This is a genomic window from Bacillus sp. FSL R5-0434, assembly GCF_038004745.1.
GTDB lineage: Bacteria > Bacillota > Bacilli > Bacillales > Bacillaceae > Bacillus > Bacillus halotolerans.
Map to the genome: position 1 here is coordinate 2,723,966 of NZ_JBBORV010000001.1, position 16,451 is coordinate 2,740,416.

The 16,451-nt window shown below is 41.0% G+C and carries 19 protein-coding genes, 1 tRNA gene and 1 pseudogene; 3 read left to right on the forward strand and 18 right to left on the reverse strand.

Annotated elements, in window-relative coordinates; all coding sequences use genetic code 11:
- Positions 1-49: 49 nt before the first annotated feature.
- Entirely contained in the window at positions 50-1,315 is a 1,266-nt protein-coding gene (locus NYE43_RS14065; protein WP_341062124.1) for a Kelch repeat-containing protein, read from the reverse strand.
- 262 nt (positions 1,316-1,577) lie between these two features.
- Between NYE43_RS14065 and NYE43_RS14070 the strand changes: the two genes are divergently transcribed.
- Complete coding sequence (locus NYE43_RS14070; RefSeq protein ID WP_341062125.1) at positions 1,578-2,405, forward strand: YsnF/AvaK domain-containing protein; 828 nt, start codon at positions 1,578-1,580, stop codon at positions 2,403-2,405.
- Positions 2,406-2,461: 56 nt separating this feature from the next.
- Here the strand turns inward: NYE43_RS14070 and NYE43_RS14075 are convergent.
- From NYE43_RS14075 to NYE43_RS14115, 9 genes and pseudogenes are all read right to left on the reverse strand, one after another.
- Positions 2,462-2,535, reverse strand: a tRNA-Arg gene (locus NYE43_RS14075).
- Between the two features lie 130 nt (positions 2,536-2,665).
- Positions 2,666-3,175: a YfcE family phosphodiesterase gene (locus NYE43_RS14080; RefSeq protein ID WP_024122391.1), complete on the reverse strand. Its 510-nt coding sequence runs from the start codon at positions 3,173-3,175 to the stop codon at positions 2,666-2,668.
- A gap of 14 nt (positions 3,176-3,189) precedes the next feature.
- Complete coding sequence (locus tag NYE43_RS14085) at positions 3,190-3,786, reverse strand: XTP/dITP diphosphatase (protein WP_101863450.1); 597 nt, start codon at positions 3,784-3,786, stop codon at positions 3,190-3,192.
- Positions 3,787-3,798: 12 nt separating this feature from the next.
- A complete protein-coding gene (rph, locus tag NYE43_RS14090) occupies positions 3,799-4,536 on the reverse strand; it encodes a ribonuclease PH (RefSeq protein WP_106022190.1) in 738 nt (245 codons plus the stop codon).
- 110 nt (positions 4,537-4,646) lie between these two features.
- A complete protein-coding gene (locus NYE43_RS14095) occupies positions 4,647-5,747 on the reverse strand; it encodes a GerMN domain-containing protein (RefSeq protein WP_341062126.1) in 1,101 nt (366 codons plus the stop codon).
- A gap of 115 nt (positions 5,748-5,862) precedes the next feature.
- Complete coding sequence (gene racE, locus NYE43_RS14100; protein ID WP_081638350.1) at positions 5,863-6,681, reverse strand: glutamate racemase; 819 nt, start codon at positions 6,679-6,681, stop codon at positions 5,863-5,865.
- Between the two features lie 7 nt (positions 6,682-6,688).
- Positions 6,689-7,129: a MarR family winged helix-turn-helix transcriptional regulator gene (locus tag NYE43_RS14105; protein ID WP_003222521.1), complete on the reverse strand. Its 441-nt coding sequence runs from the start codon at positions 7,127-7,129 to the stop codon at positions 6,689-6,691.
- A gap of 239 nt (positions 7,130-7,368) precedes the next feature.
- A pseudogene (gerE, locus tag NYE43_RS14110) lies at positions 7,369-7,455 on the reverse strand (spore germination transcription factor GerE); the annotation flags it as partial.
- Between the two features lie 31 nt (positions 7,456-7,486).
- Entirely contained in the window at positions 7,487-9,010 is a 1,524-nt protein-coding gene (locus tag NYE43_RS14115; RefSeq protein ID WP_341062127.1) for a recombinase family protein, read from the reverse strand.
- Positions 9,011-9,138: 128 nt separating this feature from the next.
- Between NYE43_RS14115 and NYE43_RS14120 the strand changes: the two genes are divergently transcribed.
- The gene (locus tag NYE43_RS14120; RefSeq protein ID WP_341062129.1) at positions 9,139-9,471 is read left to right on the forward strand and encodes a YolD-like family protein; all 333 of its coding nucleotides are present in this window, start codon (positions 9,139-9,141) and stop codon (positions 9,469-9,471) included.
- A gap of 271 nt (positions 9,472-9,742) precedes the next feature.
- Positions 9,743-10,255: a hypothetical protein gene (locus NYE43_RS14125; RefSeq protein WP_341062130.1), complete on the forward strand. Its 513-nt coding sequence runs from the start codon at positions 9,743-9,745 to the stop codon at positions 10,253-10,255.
- 251 nt (positions 10,256-10,506) lie between these two features.
- Here the strand turns inward: NYE43_RS14125 and NYE43_RS14130 are convergent, their stop codons facing one another.
- From NYE43_RS14130 to NYE43_RS14165, 8 genes are all read right to left on the reverse strand, one after another.
- On the reverse strand, positions 10,507-11,484 hold the full coding sequence (locus NYE43_RS14130) for an N-acetylmuramoyl-L-alanine amidase (protein WP_341062131.1): 978 nt from the start codon (positions 11,482-11,484) through the stop codon (positions 10,507-10,509).
- 52 nt (positions 11,485-11,536) lie between these two features.
- Complete coding sequence (locus NYE43_RS14135) at positions 11,537-11,800, reverse strand: phage holin (RefSeq protein ID WP_341062132.1); 264 nt, start codon at positions 11,798-11,800, stop codon at positions 11,537-11,539.
- Between the two features lie 15 nt (positions 11,801-11,815).
- Positions 11,816-12,094, reverse strand: coding sequence for a hemolysin XhlA family protein (locus tag NYE43_RS14140; protein WP_326219115.1), 279 nt, complete (start codon positions 12,092-12,094; stop codon positions 11,816-11,818).
- Positions 12,095-12,157: 63 nt separating this feature from the next.
- Positions 12,158-12,385 carry a hypothetical protein gene (locus NYE43_RS14145; protein ID WP_341062133.1) on the reverse strand — a complete coding sequence of 76 codons (228 nt, stop codon included), beginning with the start codon at positions 12,383-12,385 and terminating at the stop codon, positions 12,158-12,160.
- Between the two features lie 15 nt (positions 12,386-12,400).
- On the reverse strand, positions 12,401-12,568 hold the full coding sequence (locus tag NYE43_RS14150; protein WP_268284761.1) for an XkdX family protein: 168 nt from the start codon (positions 12,566-12,568) through the stop codon (positions 12,401-12,403).
- Positions 12,569-12,583: 15 nt separating this feature from the next.
- Positions 12,584-12,718, reverse strand: a complete 135-nt coding sequence (locus NYE43_RS14155) for a hypothetical protein (protein WP_318751921.1) — start codon at positions 12,716-12,718, stop codon at positions 12,584-12,586.
- Positions 12,708-13,082, reverse strand: coding sequence for a hypothetical protein (locus NYE43_RS14160; protein ID WP_341062134.1), 375 nt, complete (start codon positions 13,080-13,082; stop codon positions 12,708-12,710). Before NYE43_RS14160 ends, NYE43_RS14155 begins: the two co-directional genes overlap by 11 nt.
- 12 nt (positions 13,083-13,094) lie before the next feature.
- Entirely contained in the window at positions 13,095-16,451 is a 3,357-nt protein-coding gene (locus NYE43_RS14165; protein ID WP_341062135.1) for a phage tail spike protein, read from the reverse strand.

Below are 16,451 nucleotides of genomic sequence, written 5' to 3' on the forward strand. Positions count from 1 at the left end.
GCTTATCACACAAAAAAACCATCCAGCATTGTACTGGATGATTGAATTATTATTTATATTTATTCACTTCATACATCAAAATATTTTTAAACACAACATAATCCTTTTTACTTTCAAAAGGCCCTTTGTTGTTGTCATGCTCATCAATTTCATAAAAGCCCGGTCCCTCTCCAGCATCACGCTGCTTATACCATTTGAGGAAACCGTTCACTTCTTTCATGGACAGCTGGTACTCTTTTTGCAAACCGTTTACCATTGTAATAACAAGAAGGGCGTCTCCGTCTTCTGCTGAATTATCCTCAGAAGGGGTTGTTGATCCATTATCCTTATCTCCTGGATTCTCAGCCCCATCGGTTGGTATGTTTAAATCCTTTAATGAAATTGACATAACTGATTTAAATTTAGAGAATGCACTTCCAGTAAAACTGGATGTTTCCTCTCTTCCACCGATTACGTAGAGAGTATCATCAATAATGGCAGAAGAATGAGCCATTCTGTAGGGGACTTTAGGGTTTGTCACAGCTGTAACTGATTGACTTTTGGGATCGTACACCTTTATTCGGTTTACACCTCCAGTCATCAGAATTTTTCCTTTATAAGGAAGAGCAGAATAATATCCTGCTGTGAATCCTTTACCATTTTCTGCCCATGTGTCTTTTTCTGGATCATAAACATAAACGATTTGGGGTATATAATGAGTTCCGCCAAGAATATATAGTTTATTATCAATTACTGCTGTAGAAGCTCCGGTTACTGCTCCGGTTACTTCATAATTTAATTTTTGTTTTTCCTCCCATTTCTTCGTTTCTAGATCATAACTGTAAGTCGTTGCATACGAGTTACTTGCAGAACCTACAACATAAATTTTCTTTCCAATAGCTTCTGCATAAATCTTATAGGCTGGAACCATTTTTTCAAAGGGTAAGTCAACCAATTTTTCCCACGTGTCTTTTTTTGGATCATATACTTCTACTGTCTTGACAACTCCATCGTTTGACCTTCCACCCATGACATAAATTTTACCGTCAACTGTAACAGTCGCAGCTCCTCCCCTCTCCGTGGGCATGTCCGCTTTTTTTGTCCATTCATTTGTTTTAGGATCGTAGACAAACGTTTGATTCCCATAAGTACCTGATTTTACTGTCCCGCCACCTATCACATATATCTTTCCATCTACTACACCGCTGCTTGCGCCGACACGCGGCTCAGGCAAATCTGCTCTTTCTTTCCATTCAACTGTTTCCGCGCTAACTGTTTGGAGCGATTGAAACAGCGTAATCACGAATAAGAAAAAAACAATGAACCATTTTTTCAAAAGATAACACTCCTTTATTTGTTTTTCCACATAACAAATATCGGCATGACTATAAATTTTTCCATATCTGTATCCAAATATTTATTTTTCAGGAAATTCATATAATAAAAAGCTTATTCTTTTAAAAAGAAATAATATAAATTAATCTTTATGCGATTGTCGAAAACTGTGAGTGTTTTCTATTTTGTTTATTTTAAAACGTAACGGGAATTAAAGACGACAAGAACGATAAAATTTTATTTTTACAGAGGAGGAGATTAATATGACAAAAAGTGTAGTTGGTGTATACGAAACTCCGCAAGAGACCATTGCAGTGATTGAAGGCTTACTAACAAAGGGGTATGATTCTGACGATATTTCTGTTGTCACAAATCGCCGGGATACCGATTATCTCGAATCTCGTACAGGGACAGAAGTAAATCAAGCCCTTGAAGCAAATGATAGTGATTCTGAATCCTTTTTCGATAAACTGAAAGATTATTTCACAATGGATGATACAGGCGCACACAGCAAAGCATTATCAGATCTGGATATCTCAAATGACGAAATAGACAAGTACCAAGAGGACCTGGATGACGGAAAGCTTCTCGTAGCCGTTGATACAGACGCAGACTTAGATACGCCTATTGATAACGGCAATGCCCTTTCAGGCGGCTTTGCAAATGCAAATGAGACAGTGGATTATACAACAAAAGAAGAAAAGACCCTGCCGCTTCGAGAAGAACAGCTGAAAGTGGATAAAGAAGATATCCAAACCGGTGAAGTGGAAATCGGAAAAGAAGTCAAAACAGAACAAAGAGATATAGACATTCCGGTAAGACATGATGAAATTTACGTTGAACGCCGTCCGGTGGATGAAAACACGGCAGACGCTTCTCCCGTAAATGACTCAGAAACGGTCAGAGTTCCTATCGTTGAGGAAAAGCTCGAAGTGACAAAAAAACCCGTTGTTACGGATGAAGTGGTTGTCGGAAAACGGACTGTCGAAGAAAACGAACATATTTCCGAAACTGTGAAAAAAGAAAAACCGCGTCTGAATAAAGAAGGAAATGTCCGCGATCTGGATGATGATACGTTAAATAACAAATAAAAATCATCATAAACAAAAACCTCAAATCCTTTAAGATTTGAGGTTTTTTCTTGGTACGTCCCAGGAGAGATTCGAACTCCCGACCGACGGCTTAGAAGGCCGTTGCTCTATCCAGCTGAGCTACTGGGACACGTTTTGTTTTTTTGTTTTCGCTTTAACTATCAGCGACAAGATTTATTATATATGGGTTGCAATGATAAGTCAACGGTTTTTTAGAATTTTTTTCATGAGGAAGAAAATTTTCTTCCTCATGTGATATTTCATAGGGTTACCCGGTGTTGCAAATCAATGATTTCATCGCCTGCTTGGTTATAAAAACGCACTGTTGCTGTATCATTTTCTAAAGACAGTATAGCATAGCTTTCTGTGCTGCGCACTCTTGGAAGGCGGATGCTGCCGGGATTAATCAGCAGTTTTCCGCGCAGCATTTCGCTTCCTGCGATGTGTGAATGCCCGAAGCAAATGATATCCGCTCCGAGCTCCTCTGCACGATAGTATACGTTTAATAAGGTCTGTTTAATACCATGAAGGTGTCCGTGCGTTACCAATATTTTTTTGGAACCGGCCGTCAGCAGGAGCTCGTCCTTAAAATCGCCGATAAAATCACAATTGCCTTTTACAACGGAATAAGGCTCTAACGCCGGATGGCCGGTTTCAAGCTCAGAGTCTCCGCAATGAATCATGAGATCAACATCCGCTTCATGACGTTTCGCTATGGTTTGAAGCTCCTCTTCAAGCCCATGGCTGTCACTGATAATCAGCACGTTCATATATAAGTTCCCCCTTATGCCTCCAACAGCTTCGACAGCTTTTTAAGTGCGTCAGCCCTGTGGCTGATTTTATTTTTTTCATCACTTGTCAGCTCGGCCATAGTTTTATCTTTATCTTTGACGATAAAGATCGGGTCATAGCCAAATCCGTATTCTCCTCTCGGCTCTTCGGCAATATACCCTTCAACATGACCTTCGACTGTTTTTGTTTCCTCTCCCGGAATACTTACGGCAAGCGCGCAGCGAAAACGTGCCGTACGCTGTTCCTTTTCGATGCCTCTCAGCTCGCTCAGCACTTTATCGATATTCGCCTGGTCATCTTTCTGTTCCCCTGCATAACGTGCTGAATAGACGCCGGGACGGCCTCCTAAATTATCAACGGACAAGCCGGAGTCGTCTGCAATCACCATTTTGTTCACTGCTTTCGCCACCGCTTCCGCTTTTAGAATCGCATTTTCTTCAAACGTATGGCCTGTCTCTTCAATTTCATCTGTAAACCCGATTTCAGCTAATGATTTTACCTCGTACCCTTTCGGCTCAAGGATTTCTTTAAATTCCTTCACTTTTCCCGGATTGTGAGTTGCAATAATTGCTTCTTTCATGATGATCAAGCCTTTCTGTCATTATTTCAGTTCTGGAAGAGAATCGCCCAGTACTTCTTTTTGCTTGTCAATCAGTTCCTGAATGCCTTTTTCTGCAAGACCGAGAAGCCCATTCAGATCCTCACGTGAAAAGGTTGCCTCTTCCCCTGTTCCCTGAAGCTCCACAAAGCGGCCGCTGCCTGTCATGATGACATTCATATCAACTTCAGCAGCAGAATCTTCTTCATAATTTAAATCTAACAAAATTCCCCGCTCTTTATCAATTCCGACAGAGATCGCTGCCAGGTAATCAGTGAGCGGGTTTGTTTTAATCGTTCCTGCTTTGAGAAGCTTGCCAACCGCAATCGCCATGGCAAGAAATGCTCCGGTAATGGAAGCCGTTCTCGTTCCTCCGTCCGCCTGAATGACATCACAGTCAATCCAAATCGTACGTTCGCCCAGTTTCTCTAAATCAACGACTGCCCGAAGCGCGCGGCCGATCAAACGCTGAATTTCCATCGTTCTGCCGGAAATTTTTCCTTTGGAAGATTCTCTGATCGTTCTTTGATTTGTAGCCCGCGGCAGCATGCTGTATTCAGCTGTAATCCAGCCTTTGCCTCCGCCCCGCAAAAACGGCGGTACGCGATCCTCTACAGATGCGTTGCAGATTACTTTTGTATTCCCCGCTGTTATTAGAACAGACCCTTCCGGATGGCTGATAAAGTCCAAATCAAATGTAATTGGACGCAGCTCATCATGTTGTCTTCCATCATGTCTCATGTTTTACCTCCGATTGTATGTACATAAACCATTTTTGTCCCGGAATTGAATAAAGAAAGAGGCAGCCGGAACGCTAACCTCTTTCTTTCTAGTATATCAAAAATCCCAATTTAAAAACTACCTGTATTCACTTGAGACGGTCTGGATACCGCTTCTGAAAGTTTTTCGCCTTTTTCGTTCACGAGCTCGGCTTTCCCGTTCACTTTAACAGATACGCTTTTTACATCCGGCTGCTCTGTTAAAGTCAGCACAATGCTGTTGAGCACTTCTGAAGAAATCATTTTCGTTTTTTCATCGGCGCTTCCGAAAATCGATTGATTAAAATCTAACGTTACACGTCCATCTTTGATTTTCGGCTTACTGACCAGCTTCACATCTTCGCTGAAATCCGTCAACAGGCCGCTCGCCTTGCTCGGGCCCTCAGCCAGTTCATTAATAGCCGCTGTAATGTCGTCTGTTTTGGAATTGTCAATTCGTTTCGTTACCGGCACGTAATACTCACTGTCATCGGTTTCCGCCAAATAGTAGACTGTCAGCGGATGTGTAGCAGTGAGATCATTGACGCCTGCTGTTTCCAAATTAATCCCGTCCTTACGGCTTAAATCGTCTGAGATCGGCGTGCCGCCTACAGGCATCTCCTTCAGTTCATGGCCGTTGATTCTCAGCTTTACTTTATCAATTGAACTGAATTGAGTCAGCGTCCACGTCACCGATTGAACGATTTTCTGTTCATCTTCCTTCTTATAGTTTTTAAATTCTTTCGAGAAGTCCGCTATAGCAGTGCCATCTTTTTTGATGTCTACGTTAACAGTTGTGTCAGCCGGCAAAACGGCTCTGAAGCCATTCGGCAGAATCTCTGACACAGGCCCGCCCTGCACAAGGTATTCAAGCGCCTGCTTAGCCGTTCCTTCACTTTTCGGAAGAGGCATCGTTTGCGCAACGACATAACCGCTTTTATCAATGAGATAAAGCTCCCTCATCACTGTAGAAGAGTCCTGATTCGCTTTTTCGGTATCACTTTTTTCATTTTTTGTTTTTTCGGCTGCTGTTGTATTTGAATCGGTCCCCGCTTCATCATTTACGTATGTAACGTCTTGAGGCGGATCGATTTCCTCAGCTGTCTTATCGGATTGAAATAAACCGCACCCGGATAAAAGCAAGGCAGAGGTGAGACAAGTGGCACCAATGACTGCAGGTCCTTTTTTCAGCATACTTTTCCCTCCTAAGGCTGTTTGTACTACTATGTATACGAGCCTCTGCGGGAAATAGACCGATGAATTCCATTAAAAACAGAAAAAACCCGCAACACGCCGTTGCGGGGCAAAACTATCTTCTAATTGGTTCTCGCAAAGAGATGCATTCTACGTGACCTACTTCATGGCCAAACCAGTCATCTGCTATTTTCGCAAACTGATCCCGTTCTCCTGTAGTCAGGAATTGATGATCTGGGGTAAACGGAGATTGATTCAGCAGTCCTTTATACGATAGAATCGTACTCACTTCCCGGGCTGTTTCATCGCCTGACGAAATAATATTCACATGCTCTCCCATATATCTTTGAATTGCGTCTTTTAAAATAGGATAATGGGTGCAGCCTAAAATCAGCGAGTCAATCGATGTATCTTTTAATGGAGATAATGATGTTTTGACAATCTCGTCTGCTGTTTTGTCCAGAAACTTTCCGCTTTCCACAAACGGCACAAGCAGCGGACAGGCAAGATTTTCGACCTTCAGTTCGGCATTTAATGCCAGAAGGGCTTCTTCATAAGCATTGCTCTTAATGGTGTTTTCTGTGCCGATTACACCGATATGCTGATTTTCTGTCACTTTTATCGCTGCCCGCGCACCAGGCTGGATCACCCCGACCACCGGAATATCAACGTCGCGCTGGATGTCTTCCAGTGCAATTGCTGTCGCGGTGTTGCAGGCGATCACCAGCATCTTAATGTGGTGGTTTTTCAACAAATAATTTGTCAGCTCCCGCGTGTATTGAAGCACTTCTTCTTCAGGACGCGGCCCGTACGGACACCGTTTTGTATCTCCTACGTAGATTATATTTTCTTTTGGTAGCTGTCTCATGATTTCCTTTGCAACGGTTAACCCGCCAACCCCGGAATCAATGACTCCTATTGGTTGTTCCAACAAAATCGCCTCATTTTCTCTTCATTTCATGCTGCAGTTTCATCAATGATTTTTCGAAGATGGCTATTTCTTCATCTGTAAACGTTTCGAACATATCACGCAGGTATTCCTGCCTTTTTGTAATGACCTCTTGGATAATGCGTTCTCCTTCAGGCAGAAGGTGTATCCTGACGACACGTCTGTCCGCCGGATCCTTTACCCGCTCGACAAGCTCATTTTTTTGCATACGGTCGATGAGATCCGTCGTCGTGCTGCATGCCAGATACATTTTCCCCGATAGTTCGCCGATTGTCATGTCTCCTAATTCATAAAGCCATTGCAGACCGACAAATTGCGGCGGCGTGATCGCGTATTGGTTTAGGATTTCTCTTCCTTTTTGTTTAATGATCGCGGCGATGTGGCGGAGCGACTTTTCAATGTCCGCAACATGCTCCAAAGGTTTTGATGTCATTTGTCCATCCCTCACTCAAGGATCTCTTACGCACAAAAGCGTTCCGTGTCTATTTTCCTTCTTTTTTAGAGAAAATGCAAGACTCGCGGGACGAGAAATAGAGGGACATTAGGCAAATGAAAGCAAATTGAAAATCTCGTTTTATATCGTATCATCCAAGTTTAATATAGGAATTTGGAACTTTTCAAACAAACAGCAATAACCGGCTCCCTCCTGAAAAGAAGGAATACCGGCAAGGATTAAAGCTCTAGCTCACCCATTCTAAGAAGCTCAACAACGGCTTGCGAACGCCCTTTCACACCTAATTTCTGCATGGCATTTGATATGCATATCTATCGCAAACTAAAACAATAACAATCACTTGAATTTATAATGGAAATCGACTGTTCCATCCTCATATACTACAAGCTTATCAATAAGCGCTGAAAATGCTTCGAATAAATCCTGATCAGTTCTTTCCAGCTGTGCGAATGCATTCTTTATATTTGATATGTCGATTGTTTCTTCTTCCTCACGCTCAAGCATGAACAGCTTATCATTCAGTTTTTCAATTTGTTCTTCAAGCTCTTTTCGCTTCACCTGGAATTCCGCCTTAGTGATCAGCTGATCTTCCAAGTACAATTCGATTAGACGTTTTTTCTTGTTTTCTGCGTTTTCAATTTCTATTTTCGTTCGCTTGATCCGGTTTTTCTTTTGCTCTTCAAAATCAGATTTAACATCCAGTTTTAACTTTTTGCCCTTTTGTTTCAGTGTTTTTATAACAAAAGCCCGCAAGTCCTTATATTGCATCGGAGCATGGTTCACACAAAGAGCTGTTCCGCCTCGTCTATAGGCGCTGCACTTCAAATAATTAAACTCTTTCTTCTCACGTTTCTGATTGTATTTGTACGACGGCAGCACAACCATATTGCAACCGCACACACCGCATTTCATCATTCCTCGCAGCTCATTCCGAGGGTTAAAACGCTTTTTACGCATCTTGTGTTCTTTGTTATTAGCTTTCTCATACTCTTCTTCTGATATGATCTTAGGGCACCAGTCTTTGTAAACAGTCCATTTTTCTTTTGGGTTGCGGATGAATTTTTTCCGTCCGCCTATTTTGACTTGAGTATGTCTATTGGCAATAAACACGCCACAATAAATAGGATTTTTTAAAATTGTTTGTACTGTGGACAGCTGCCAAAACTCGGTCTTTTTAGGCTTTACAATATTTCCGAGTGCCAATTCTTCGTTAAGTTTGAGAACAATCCTTTTATGTCCATATCCATGATTATTATGAAGATCGAAAATAAAACGAACAACTTTTGCTTCTTCTTCATTGATAGCTAGGAATTTACCTTCTTTCTTAAATCCAAAAGGTACACGGCCAGAATGTTCACCGCGGCGGGCTTTGGCTGCTAGTGCCCCGCTGGCTGCCACAGAAATTGTTTGAGGGTATTGGGCTGCAAACATTGAAAACATTTCAAATTTCATTGAGTTTTTGCCTTCATATAGGCTATCGTAGCCCTCTTCGAGCGTCACAACCCTTACACCGTGGGCCAATAAAACCTCACGAATTTCAAGGGCATCTTTAAGATCACGTGCAAGCCGGCTGATTGATTTAAAAACAACCATCTTCAGCTTTCTTTTTTGCGCCTTATCTAAAATGAGTTGCATCGCTTTACGATCAAGCAGCACTGTTCCGCTTATACCATCATCTAATTGTATAGCTTCGTCTTTCCATTCATAATTATTTTTTTCTATCCAGTGATGGCAAATATCAATTTGGTTGGCTATTGATGTCACCTGTTCATCTTTCTCTGACGAAACCCTTGCGTAAACTGCATAAGGGTATTCCTCATAGCTGATGATCTCCTGTGTTTCATTTTCTTGGAAGAACACTAAACCACCTCATTTGCATTTGGTACATTTTAGCATGATTATAGCATAATGATTACGAACCTCCTATACTTTTCCGGTTGATTTTCGAACATTTGTTCCTATATAATTTATTCAAGGAGTTGATCAGAATGAATGAAGGTATTTACGATAAAAGATGGGAACAAAAATTTATTTTGCCGGAGCAAAGGACTGCCCTATTAAATAGGAAAGAACAAGTCCGAAAAATTGAAAAACCCATTCTTGATGAATACCAACTGGAAGATATGGCCCGTGTTATTTGCGAGGCGATGGAATTCAACTCGGTTCTGGTCATTAGTGTATACAGAGACGGTTTTATTGAAGAAGTCACAGGACATGTTCATTACATAGATGAAGTTAAACAAAGGCTGCATGTGAAGGATTTAAAAGGTGATACATGTTTTATTGCATTTGATTCTCTTTTAACTGTTCGGGTAGCTTAAGCAAGGAGTTGATCCAAAAAGGCGAACTTTATTGGGATAAAGAAAATATGGATTATTTAAAGTCCTACTCAGACAGTAGGGCTTTTTATATACACTAGCAATTTCTTCTTAGTCAATATGTCAATTTTGAGTTCATAAGAACACAACTTAAGAAGTCCTTTCACTTTATGTTCATGATACCTTACTACCAACTTTATTATAACTATGGAAAATTATGTTATGAAATGTTAGACTCTAATTGCTTCAAATTTAAAGGGAAGGAGAACCAAAAATGAATAGTGTAATCAGTTGTTTTAAAGCTAAGTTTGCGATTGTTTTGGGGTTGGTTTTAGCTTTGGGTTTTGCATCTATCTTTGGCACTCCACAAGCTCAAGCTGCACAGGCAAATAATGATTATCAAGATAAAAAAGCAGCTGAACAGTTGGCATTAGCTTTTTATGAAGCGTCTACATTTGAAAAAGAGACAAGTAAGTACAGTTTCGATGTTGAAAAAGCTATTGCATCCGGAATCAAATTGGCTGATGCTGTCCAAATGAAAAATTATTTAGAATCGTTGTCACCTGATCAAGCTAAAGAAACATATGATCAACAAGTAAGCGCAATAAAAGAAATAAAAAATAACCCAACAATTGCTCCTATTATTTGGTGGGCTGTGAAAGTTCTTGCTGGTGCTGGCTTAGCTTGGTTAGGCAAAAAACTATTAGATATGGGTGGATATGAGTTCTGTAAAAGATATGAGGATTATAACGACGTTACAAAGTATGTATGTAAATTTATCGGATAACATCTAGGAGTGATCAATATTGAAAGCATGGTTTGTATATGTCTTCATTGCGACGTTAGTGTCAATGCTGATTCAATCAGGATTAGATAAGGCTGGTATGTTAAACTTGAACAACATATGGGCTGATTTTATCAGTTGGATTATCATTTTCTTTGTCGTTTATATTCTGATTGACTTGGCAGGAAGATTCCTCTTACGCTCGAAAAGCAATAGTTAAAAAATCCCCTCCTAGAAGGAAGGGATTTTCTTTTTCACTTCAATTTCTCTTCAATTTTCGCTTTCGTTTTCGGTCCATAAATGCCGTCAGCAGTCAGACCGCTTACTGACTGAAAACGTTTGACTGCATTTGCTGTTTTTGGACCATACACGCCGTCAATGCCGTTATTATTCGCCCCTTTGTCCGGGTAGAAATAAAGAGACGCCAGAGCATTTTGAATCCGCCTTACGTCATCCCCTTTTCGCATAGGGCTTGTTACTCTAATGACACCAGAGGGCAGCGCATATGACGTTTTTTTGCTGCTTGGTTTAGGGCTCGAAGTGCTTGAGCCTGTGAGCTTTAATACTTGGCCGACCTTGATCAAGTTCGGGTTTTTGATACCGTTCAAACTTTGCAGGGTTGCCACACTCACCCCGTGCTCTTTTGCAATTGCAGAAAGAGTATCGTCTTTTTTGACTGTGTAAGTGCCCCCAGAAGCTTTAGGCGCAGATGATGACGGTTTAGAAGTTGTCTTTCCTCCCAGCGCCTTCAATTCTGCTTCAATGGAAGATTTAACCTCGTCCCACCTTCCCTCTGACAAAATACGGTGCGGGCAATACTTTCCGCTCCAATCTTGATGCTTCCTCACTCGATCAATACCCCAGGCGCGTTCTTTAAGCAGTTGCGCCACAAACTTGATTGCCAACTTTTCAGCAGCGTAGTATTTAGCGCCTCCCGACTTACTGTAGCAGATTTCAACGCCGATAGACTTACGGTTACCGGGGCCGTTTGTGCCGTCTCCTGTATGCCATGCATTGCGATTTAACGGCAGTCCTTGAATAACCTCTTTGTCATCAACAGCAAAATGAAAACTCGTTGAACTGGTGTTTCCGGTCATGTAGCTGACCTCGTTAGCAGCAGATGCATCATTGTAAGTATTATGAATGGTGATGTATTCAGCATCCAAGTAATTCGGGCACTTTAAAGCGTATTTTGCTTCTGATACAAGGTTCTTTTTCACTGCAATTGTCATGAAAATCTCTCCTATTCTGTTTTTGAAATAGAAAGAGCCGCCAGCTGGCAGCTCATTTGGTTAGATCGTGATTTTTCAGGACGGCTTTTTGCTTGTGTCCTTTTGCCGTCACGTAGTTGTTTTTAAACCATGCAGCAAGTGTTGTTCCGATAGTGAAGATCAGAGAGCCGGCAGTGTATAGCGCATCCGCCAGTTGGTTCACTTGTGCATCAGAAATATCCAAGGGTGATTTACCGAACATCAGCATTGTTTGGTTGATAAGCGCAATTAAAAGAAGCGCAGTCCGAACAACTGTGCCTTTGTCAAAGTTTTTCATATGTCATTTTCCTCCTTAATGTTGCAACACGTTATAAAAAATAGCGATCAATCCCCCTATAACTCCGGTGGAAATCGCTGTGATAATTGCACCCGTTATGGTGCGCTTGATCCAAGTTGTGTTCTCTTCAATTTTGTTGAGCTTTTCATTAAGTGACATGATTTGCTGGTCTTGCCTATCCGAGGATCGTTCAAGAGAGCTTACCCGTCTTTCTAGCGATTTTTGTTCTAGTTTGAACTCTGCCATCTCTTTTTGTATTACATTCACATCCGGTACCTCCGTCAATTGTGACATTAGTACGCCCCCCTTTTATCTATTTCATGCGATTTCACCTCCTTTGAGGCAAAATAAAAACACCTATGCGTTTACAGGTGTACTTTCTGGTTCGCTTACATTGTCTTGGTCTGATTGCACTTCATTTAGTTGCTGTGCCAACTCATCTCGTTTCTTTGCTGTAAAGGTATACAGAGCTTTATATTCAGCAAGCTCTCTATTCTTTTGATCCAATTCTTGTTGTAAAGAGACAGATTTATAGGTTTCAATCTGCAATTGTTCCTGAAGTTGCTCTTTCGTCATTTCTTGCATTCTAATCACACTCCTTTATACTTGATCAGGATACGCGTCGCCGCGTTCCATCGCAGTAATTTGATCGTATTCTGATTGAGTTATTCTTTTATCTATGACAGCTTGTTTCATTTCGATAGTTAAGACAGTCCCGTTTCTCCAACAATCCTCAAAAAACCCGTAAAGTGTACTTCGACTTTCCATAGGGCTCCCCTCCGATTATTGCGATTGATTCGCCATTAAGACATTACATACTCTTTGAAGATCCAATATTTGCTCTTTTAGTTGCTCTACTGTTGTCTTTTCATCGTTTTGAATTGGTTTAGGATTCTGGACGATTGGTTCAAGCTTCATTTTCATTCTCCTTTTTTTCACAAATCAACATACTCCCACTTCTTTCACCTGTAGGAGAAACTGTAATGGACATAACAGTGTGAATTAATCGTTCATCTCCCTCATAGTTGCAAAATGATTCCCCATCTAAATATGCTTTGTGTAGTTGATAGGATGCTGTATTCAATTCGGAGTTTAACAATAAATATAGATCGTATTGAACGTTATAGTTAGTGTCGGGTGTTAAGTCAAACGAGATAGCTTCTAATGGGTATACATCTTCCCCGTGTCTCAATACTCCCTCTGAAATTTCAATTCCCGTTTCCGTTTGAGTAATGGTAACTGCATGAAACCATGAATAATCGCCAGTTGTTATTTCTATCATTTTACTCTCCTTTTAAACTCGTTCATGTATGATTAAAACTCGAGCCGAAATAGTTCGCCCTCCTATTCCTGATGATGTACCTTTCCCCCTTAAGTATAGATTAAAGCCACTAGATGATTGGTTTGTAACCCCTAATGTCACATGATCTGAATGACTACCATATGGCTGACCAATAACAGCGAATACATTTTCATAATAACTTGGAAGCGTTACAGTTCTTGATACTACCGCTGTACTTGAAGCCCCTTCCGGAAAAGTAAAGTCATAGTTAACCACTATTCCCAAAGCATTTGTTTGTAACGCTCCGTGTATGTCAGAAATAGTGTAATCAATAACACAAGCCATTAATTTTTCTTCTCCGCCAGAGTCTCCCATTCGCATTTTCGTACTTTTGGGTAAGCTAACTGGACCACCTACAAAGGTTGTACCTTGAGAGCTTTCAATTCGAGTAGAATTATCAGTAAAAATATTCAGAGATTTTGATTGTATTTGAGTGAAGTCAGCGCCTTTTGTATATAGATCAAAATATTTCCCTGAGGTTCTCGGAAATATAGACATTCTCGCAACGTCAGTGCCATTCATTTTCATTCTCAAGTATGCGGAGGCATCAGTATTTCCAATGTTATCTAAATCATTACAGTACATTTCTATACCCGCGTATGTTGATTGTGTCTGATCACCAGTTAAAATCACTTTACCATCACTTAATTTTAAATAACGGAGTATTCCCACGTCATTATCACTAGTATCCATTTCACCCGTTACCATTTCTATAGATCCGCTTTTTATATTCAATTGGTCATATCTTCTTGTAGGGTAACTCGATGTTTTATAGTTATAACGTTGAAAAATTTCATCAGCTTCTATATAAGATTTGTAGGCAGCTGATTGACTTACAGGTTCAAAGCGACCTCCTCGTATAAGAGAACCGACAATATCAATGGCGTTTATTGTTCCGGATGTGATTTTGTCTGCTGACAAACTCCCAACCTTTGCATTGGTGATTGCCCCATCAATAATATGCGCAGAGTCAATAATCGCTGTCTTTAAATGTGCTTTTGTTATCGCTGCATTTTGAATTGCCGCTGTACCTACAGCCGCCTCAGCGATTTTAGCTGATGTAATTGCAGCATCAGCGATATTTGCTGAATTGATGGCAGCATTTTGTATATGAACCGATCCGATAGCAGCACTAGCAATAAAATCGGATGTAACTGAACCATCGGTCAACAGCACATCAAAAGGGCTGAAGGTGTATTCTCTCTTTACAATACCTCTTCTGATTTGAAGTTTCCGTATAGAAAAAGATCCTGATGCAGTTACGTCTTTAACGCTCCCACCTAACAGCAAATGAATAGTGTCGCTTGATAATGGTGATTCAAAGGACAAATCAACACGAACAAATTGATCCGGAGGATGATTTGTCAGATCCGAAATGCTCGATGTATTAATCGGATTATTTTCAGAGCTTGTATTGGTGGATCTTAAATTCAAATAAGATATGCCAGGTATATCACCCCGTTTTAACTCAAATGAGATGGTATAAGTCTGGCCCTTTACTAAAGAAAGTGTTTTTCTTGGTGATGTACTTATTCCGAATAAGGCGTTATCTGTTTTCGTTTTTGTTGCTGTCAGTTCATTGTATTCACCGTTTTTCACAACAGATATACTGGCACTATTAAGACCGTTAATGTCGCTTGCTCTCAGCAATGAACCGGGCAGAATATTAGCCTCTGAAAAATCACGCGAAAGCTTATCAGCTGTTACCGCCAAGTCCGCCAATCGGTCTGCTGTAACTGCACCAAATAAAATATCATCAGTCAGTATTCTTTGAGTAGTGGCCGAGAACTCATCTGTAAAATCACTTGCTGTGCCTCTTGTATTGATTGCTCGAAGACGGTAATACCAAACTTCATTAACGCCTGTAAAATGCTCATATCCGCTTGTTTTCCCTCGAAAAATCCTGTTTTCTGTTAGAGGTGTGAACCCCTTGATCTGAGAAGCATAAATTTCATAGGCAGCAATATAACTAGATGGATCATAGTCCCATGTTAAAGCGATATTCTGAAACAAAGACTTTACTTCAACGTTTGACGGAACCGGTGGTTTTTTATCCGGGAAACTGCCGTCAGTGACTTCACCAGCGTCTGGTTTCCTTTCCCATGTACCACGATTCTTGTCGAGTATATTTTCTATCTGATCAATCCGATCATCACCTTGGAGCACTGATAAAAACTGCCCTATTTCCACTACGCAGGTATTGTCCGGGTCTGTGATGTCATATTCCATGGAAATGATGCGCTGCGACGTTTCTATCGGAATAGCAAAATTTCGGTCTATGGCAATTGTCGTATCGCCCAGCTCAACATGCTCATGCTCATAACCTGGTACATTCTGAAGCAATTGAACTGACAGCTCATAATTCACCTCAGTTTTTGATGCAGTCGTAATGAGATGGTTGTATGTTTCTTTTAAAAGCTCCGCTGGATCAGTTATATCTTCATTGTTGTATTGCCCTTCTCTATGGATCAATTCACCGTTTTTAAGGCGTCCCAGCCTTTTTAATAGGTCCGGATCGCCAACCCATTCCTGACCCAGTGGTTTATCAACAGGATCACCTTTTGATTTCTTCCACTCTATTTCTGAGAAGTCAATAAACCGCGAATAACCGCCCGTCTCCTCCCCGTCTTCGTCTGTTGAGGCAATAGAAGCACCATATCCCCAAAGAGCTGTCAATGGGTAGCTGATGACTGTCCTTTTGATATTCTCTGTATCTTTATCTATCTCAAAGCGTTTCCCGCTGTCTTTTCCTCGTCGTGGCAATATCTTGATAATTCTCTTTGTAATCTTGTTTCCATCAAACTCGATAGAGTCTTGAAGCTCGCCGCCCCAGATGTTTATCACTTCAGCAATACATTCCAAAGCTGTTTTCTTATAAAAAGTTGTGGAGTTTGTACCGAGTTCAGCGCTTACCTCTGCCACCCACCGAGAACGAGCGAGTACATTGTCCAGAACATATTGTGCTGTTTTGTCAGTTGGCCGGAAGTCTTTCACAAAGGTTTCTGCCAGCTCCATCATGGCAGCTTCACATGTTACGAGTGTATTAACCTCTGAGTTTTCGTCCGTATCGTCAAGCTCCTTGATCACAAACAATCGGAGAATGCCGTCTTTATCTCTAAAAACAACCTGATTCTCTTCAAACAAATAGCGTGCATCAGGATGGGAAGCATCAGCTACAAAAGAAAAAGAAGAACCTTTATTCAGCTCTTCTTTGTATTTGGCATCCCAAAATCTGCACGCTTCTTGTCCGTCGCTGGACAGCACTGTCAGCACTTGATCATCTGGTGAAAGAATATACATGTCAGCCAT

What these genes read in the sequence shown, in the direction of transcription:
- NYE43_RS14070 (WP_341062125.1), top strand. Translation starts at nt 1,578, where the DNA reads ATGACAAAAAGTGTAGTTGGTGTATACGAAACTCCGCAAGAGACCATT.
- NYE43_RS14080 (WP_024122391.1), bottom strand. Translation starts at nt 3,175, where the DNA reads ATGAACGTGCTGATTATCAGTGACAGCCATGGGCTTGAAGAGGAGCTT.
- rph (WP_106022190.1), bottom strand. Translation starts at nt 4,536, where the DNA reads ATGAGACATGATGGAAGACAACATGATGAGCTGCGTCCAATTACATTT.
- NYE43_RS14095 (WP_341062126.1), bottom strand. Translation starts at nt 5,747, where the DNA reads ATGCTGAAAAAAGGACCTGCAGTCATTGGTGCCACTTGTCTCACCTCT.
- NYE43_RS14105 (WP_003222521.1), bottom strand. Translation starts at nt 7,129, where the DNA reads ATGACATCAAAACCTTTGGAGCATGTTGCGGACATTGAAAAGTCGCTC.
- NYE43_RS14120 (WP_341062129.1), top strand. Translation starts at nt 9,139, where the DNA reads ATGAATGAAGGTATTTACGATAAAAGATGGGAACAAAAATTTATTTTG.
- NYE43_RS14125 (WP_341062130.1), top strand. Translation starts at nt 9,743, where the DNA reads ATGAATAGTGTAATCAGTTGTTTTAAAGCTAAGTTTGCGATTGTTTTG.
- NYE43_RS14130 (WP_341062131.1), bottom strand. Translation starts at nt 11,484, where the DNA reads ATGACAATTGCAGTGAAAAAGAACCTTGTATCAGAAGCAAAATACGCT.
- NYE43_RS14135 (WP_341062132.1), bottom strand. Translation starts at nt 11,800, where the DNA reads ATGAAAAACTTTGACAAAGGCACAGTTGTTCGGACTGCGCTTCTTTTA.
- NYE43_RS14140 (WP_326219115.1), bottom strand. Translation starts at nt 12,094, where the DNA reads ATGTCACAATTGACGGAGGTACCGGATGTGAATGTAATACAAAAAGAG.
- NYE43_RS14145 (WP_341062133.1), bottom strand. Translation starts at nt 12,385, where the DNA reads ATGCAAGAAATGACGAAAGAGCAACTTCAGGAACAATTGCAGATTGAA.
- NYE43_RS14150 (WP_268284761.1), bottom strand. Translation starts at nt 12,568, where the DNA reads ATGGAAAGTCGAAGTACACTTTACGGGTTTTTTGAGGATTGTTGGAGA.
- NYE43_RS14155 (WP_318751921.1), bottom strand. Translation starts at nt 12,718, where the DNA reads ATGAAGCTTGAACCAATCGTCCAGAATCCTAAACCAATTCAAAACGAT.
- NYE43_RS14160 (WP_341062134.1), bottom strand. Translation starts at nt 13,082, where the DNA reads ATGATAGAAATAACAACTGGCGATTATTCATGGTTTCATGCAGTTACC.
- NYE43_RS14165 (WP_341062135.1), bottom strand. Translation starts at nt 16,451, where the DNA reads ATGGCTGACATGTATATTCTTTCACCAGATGATCAAGTGCTGACAGTG.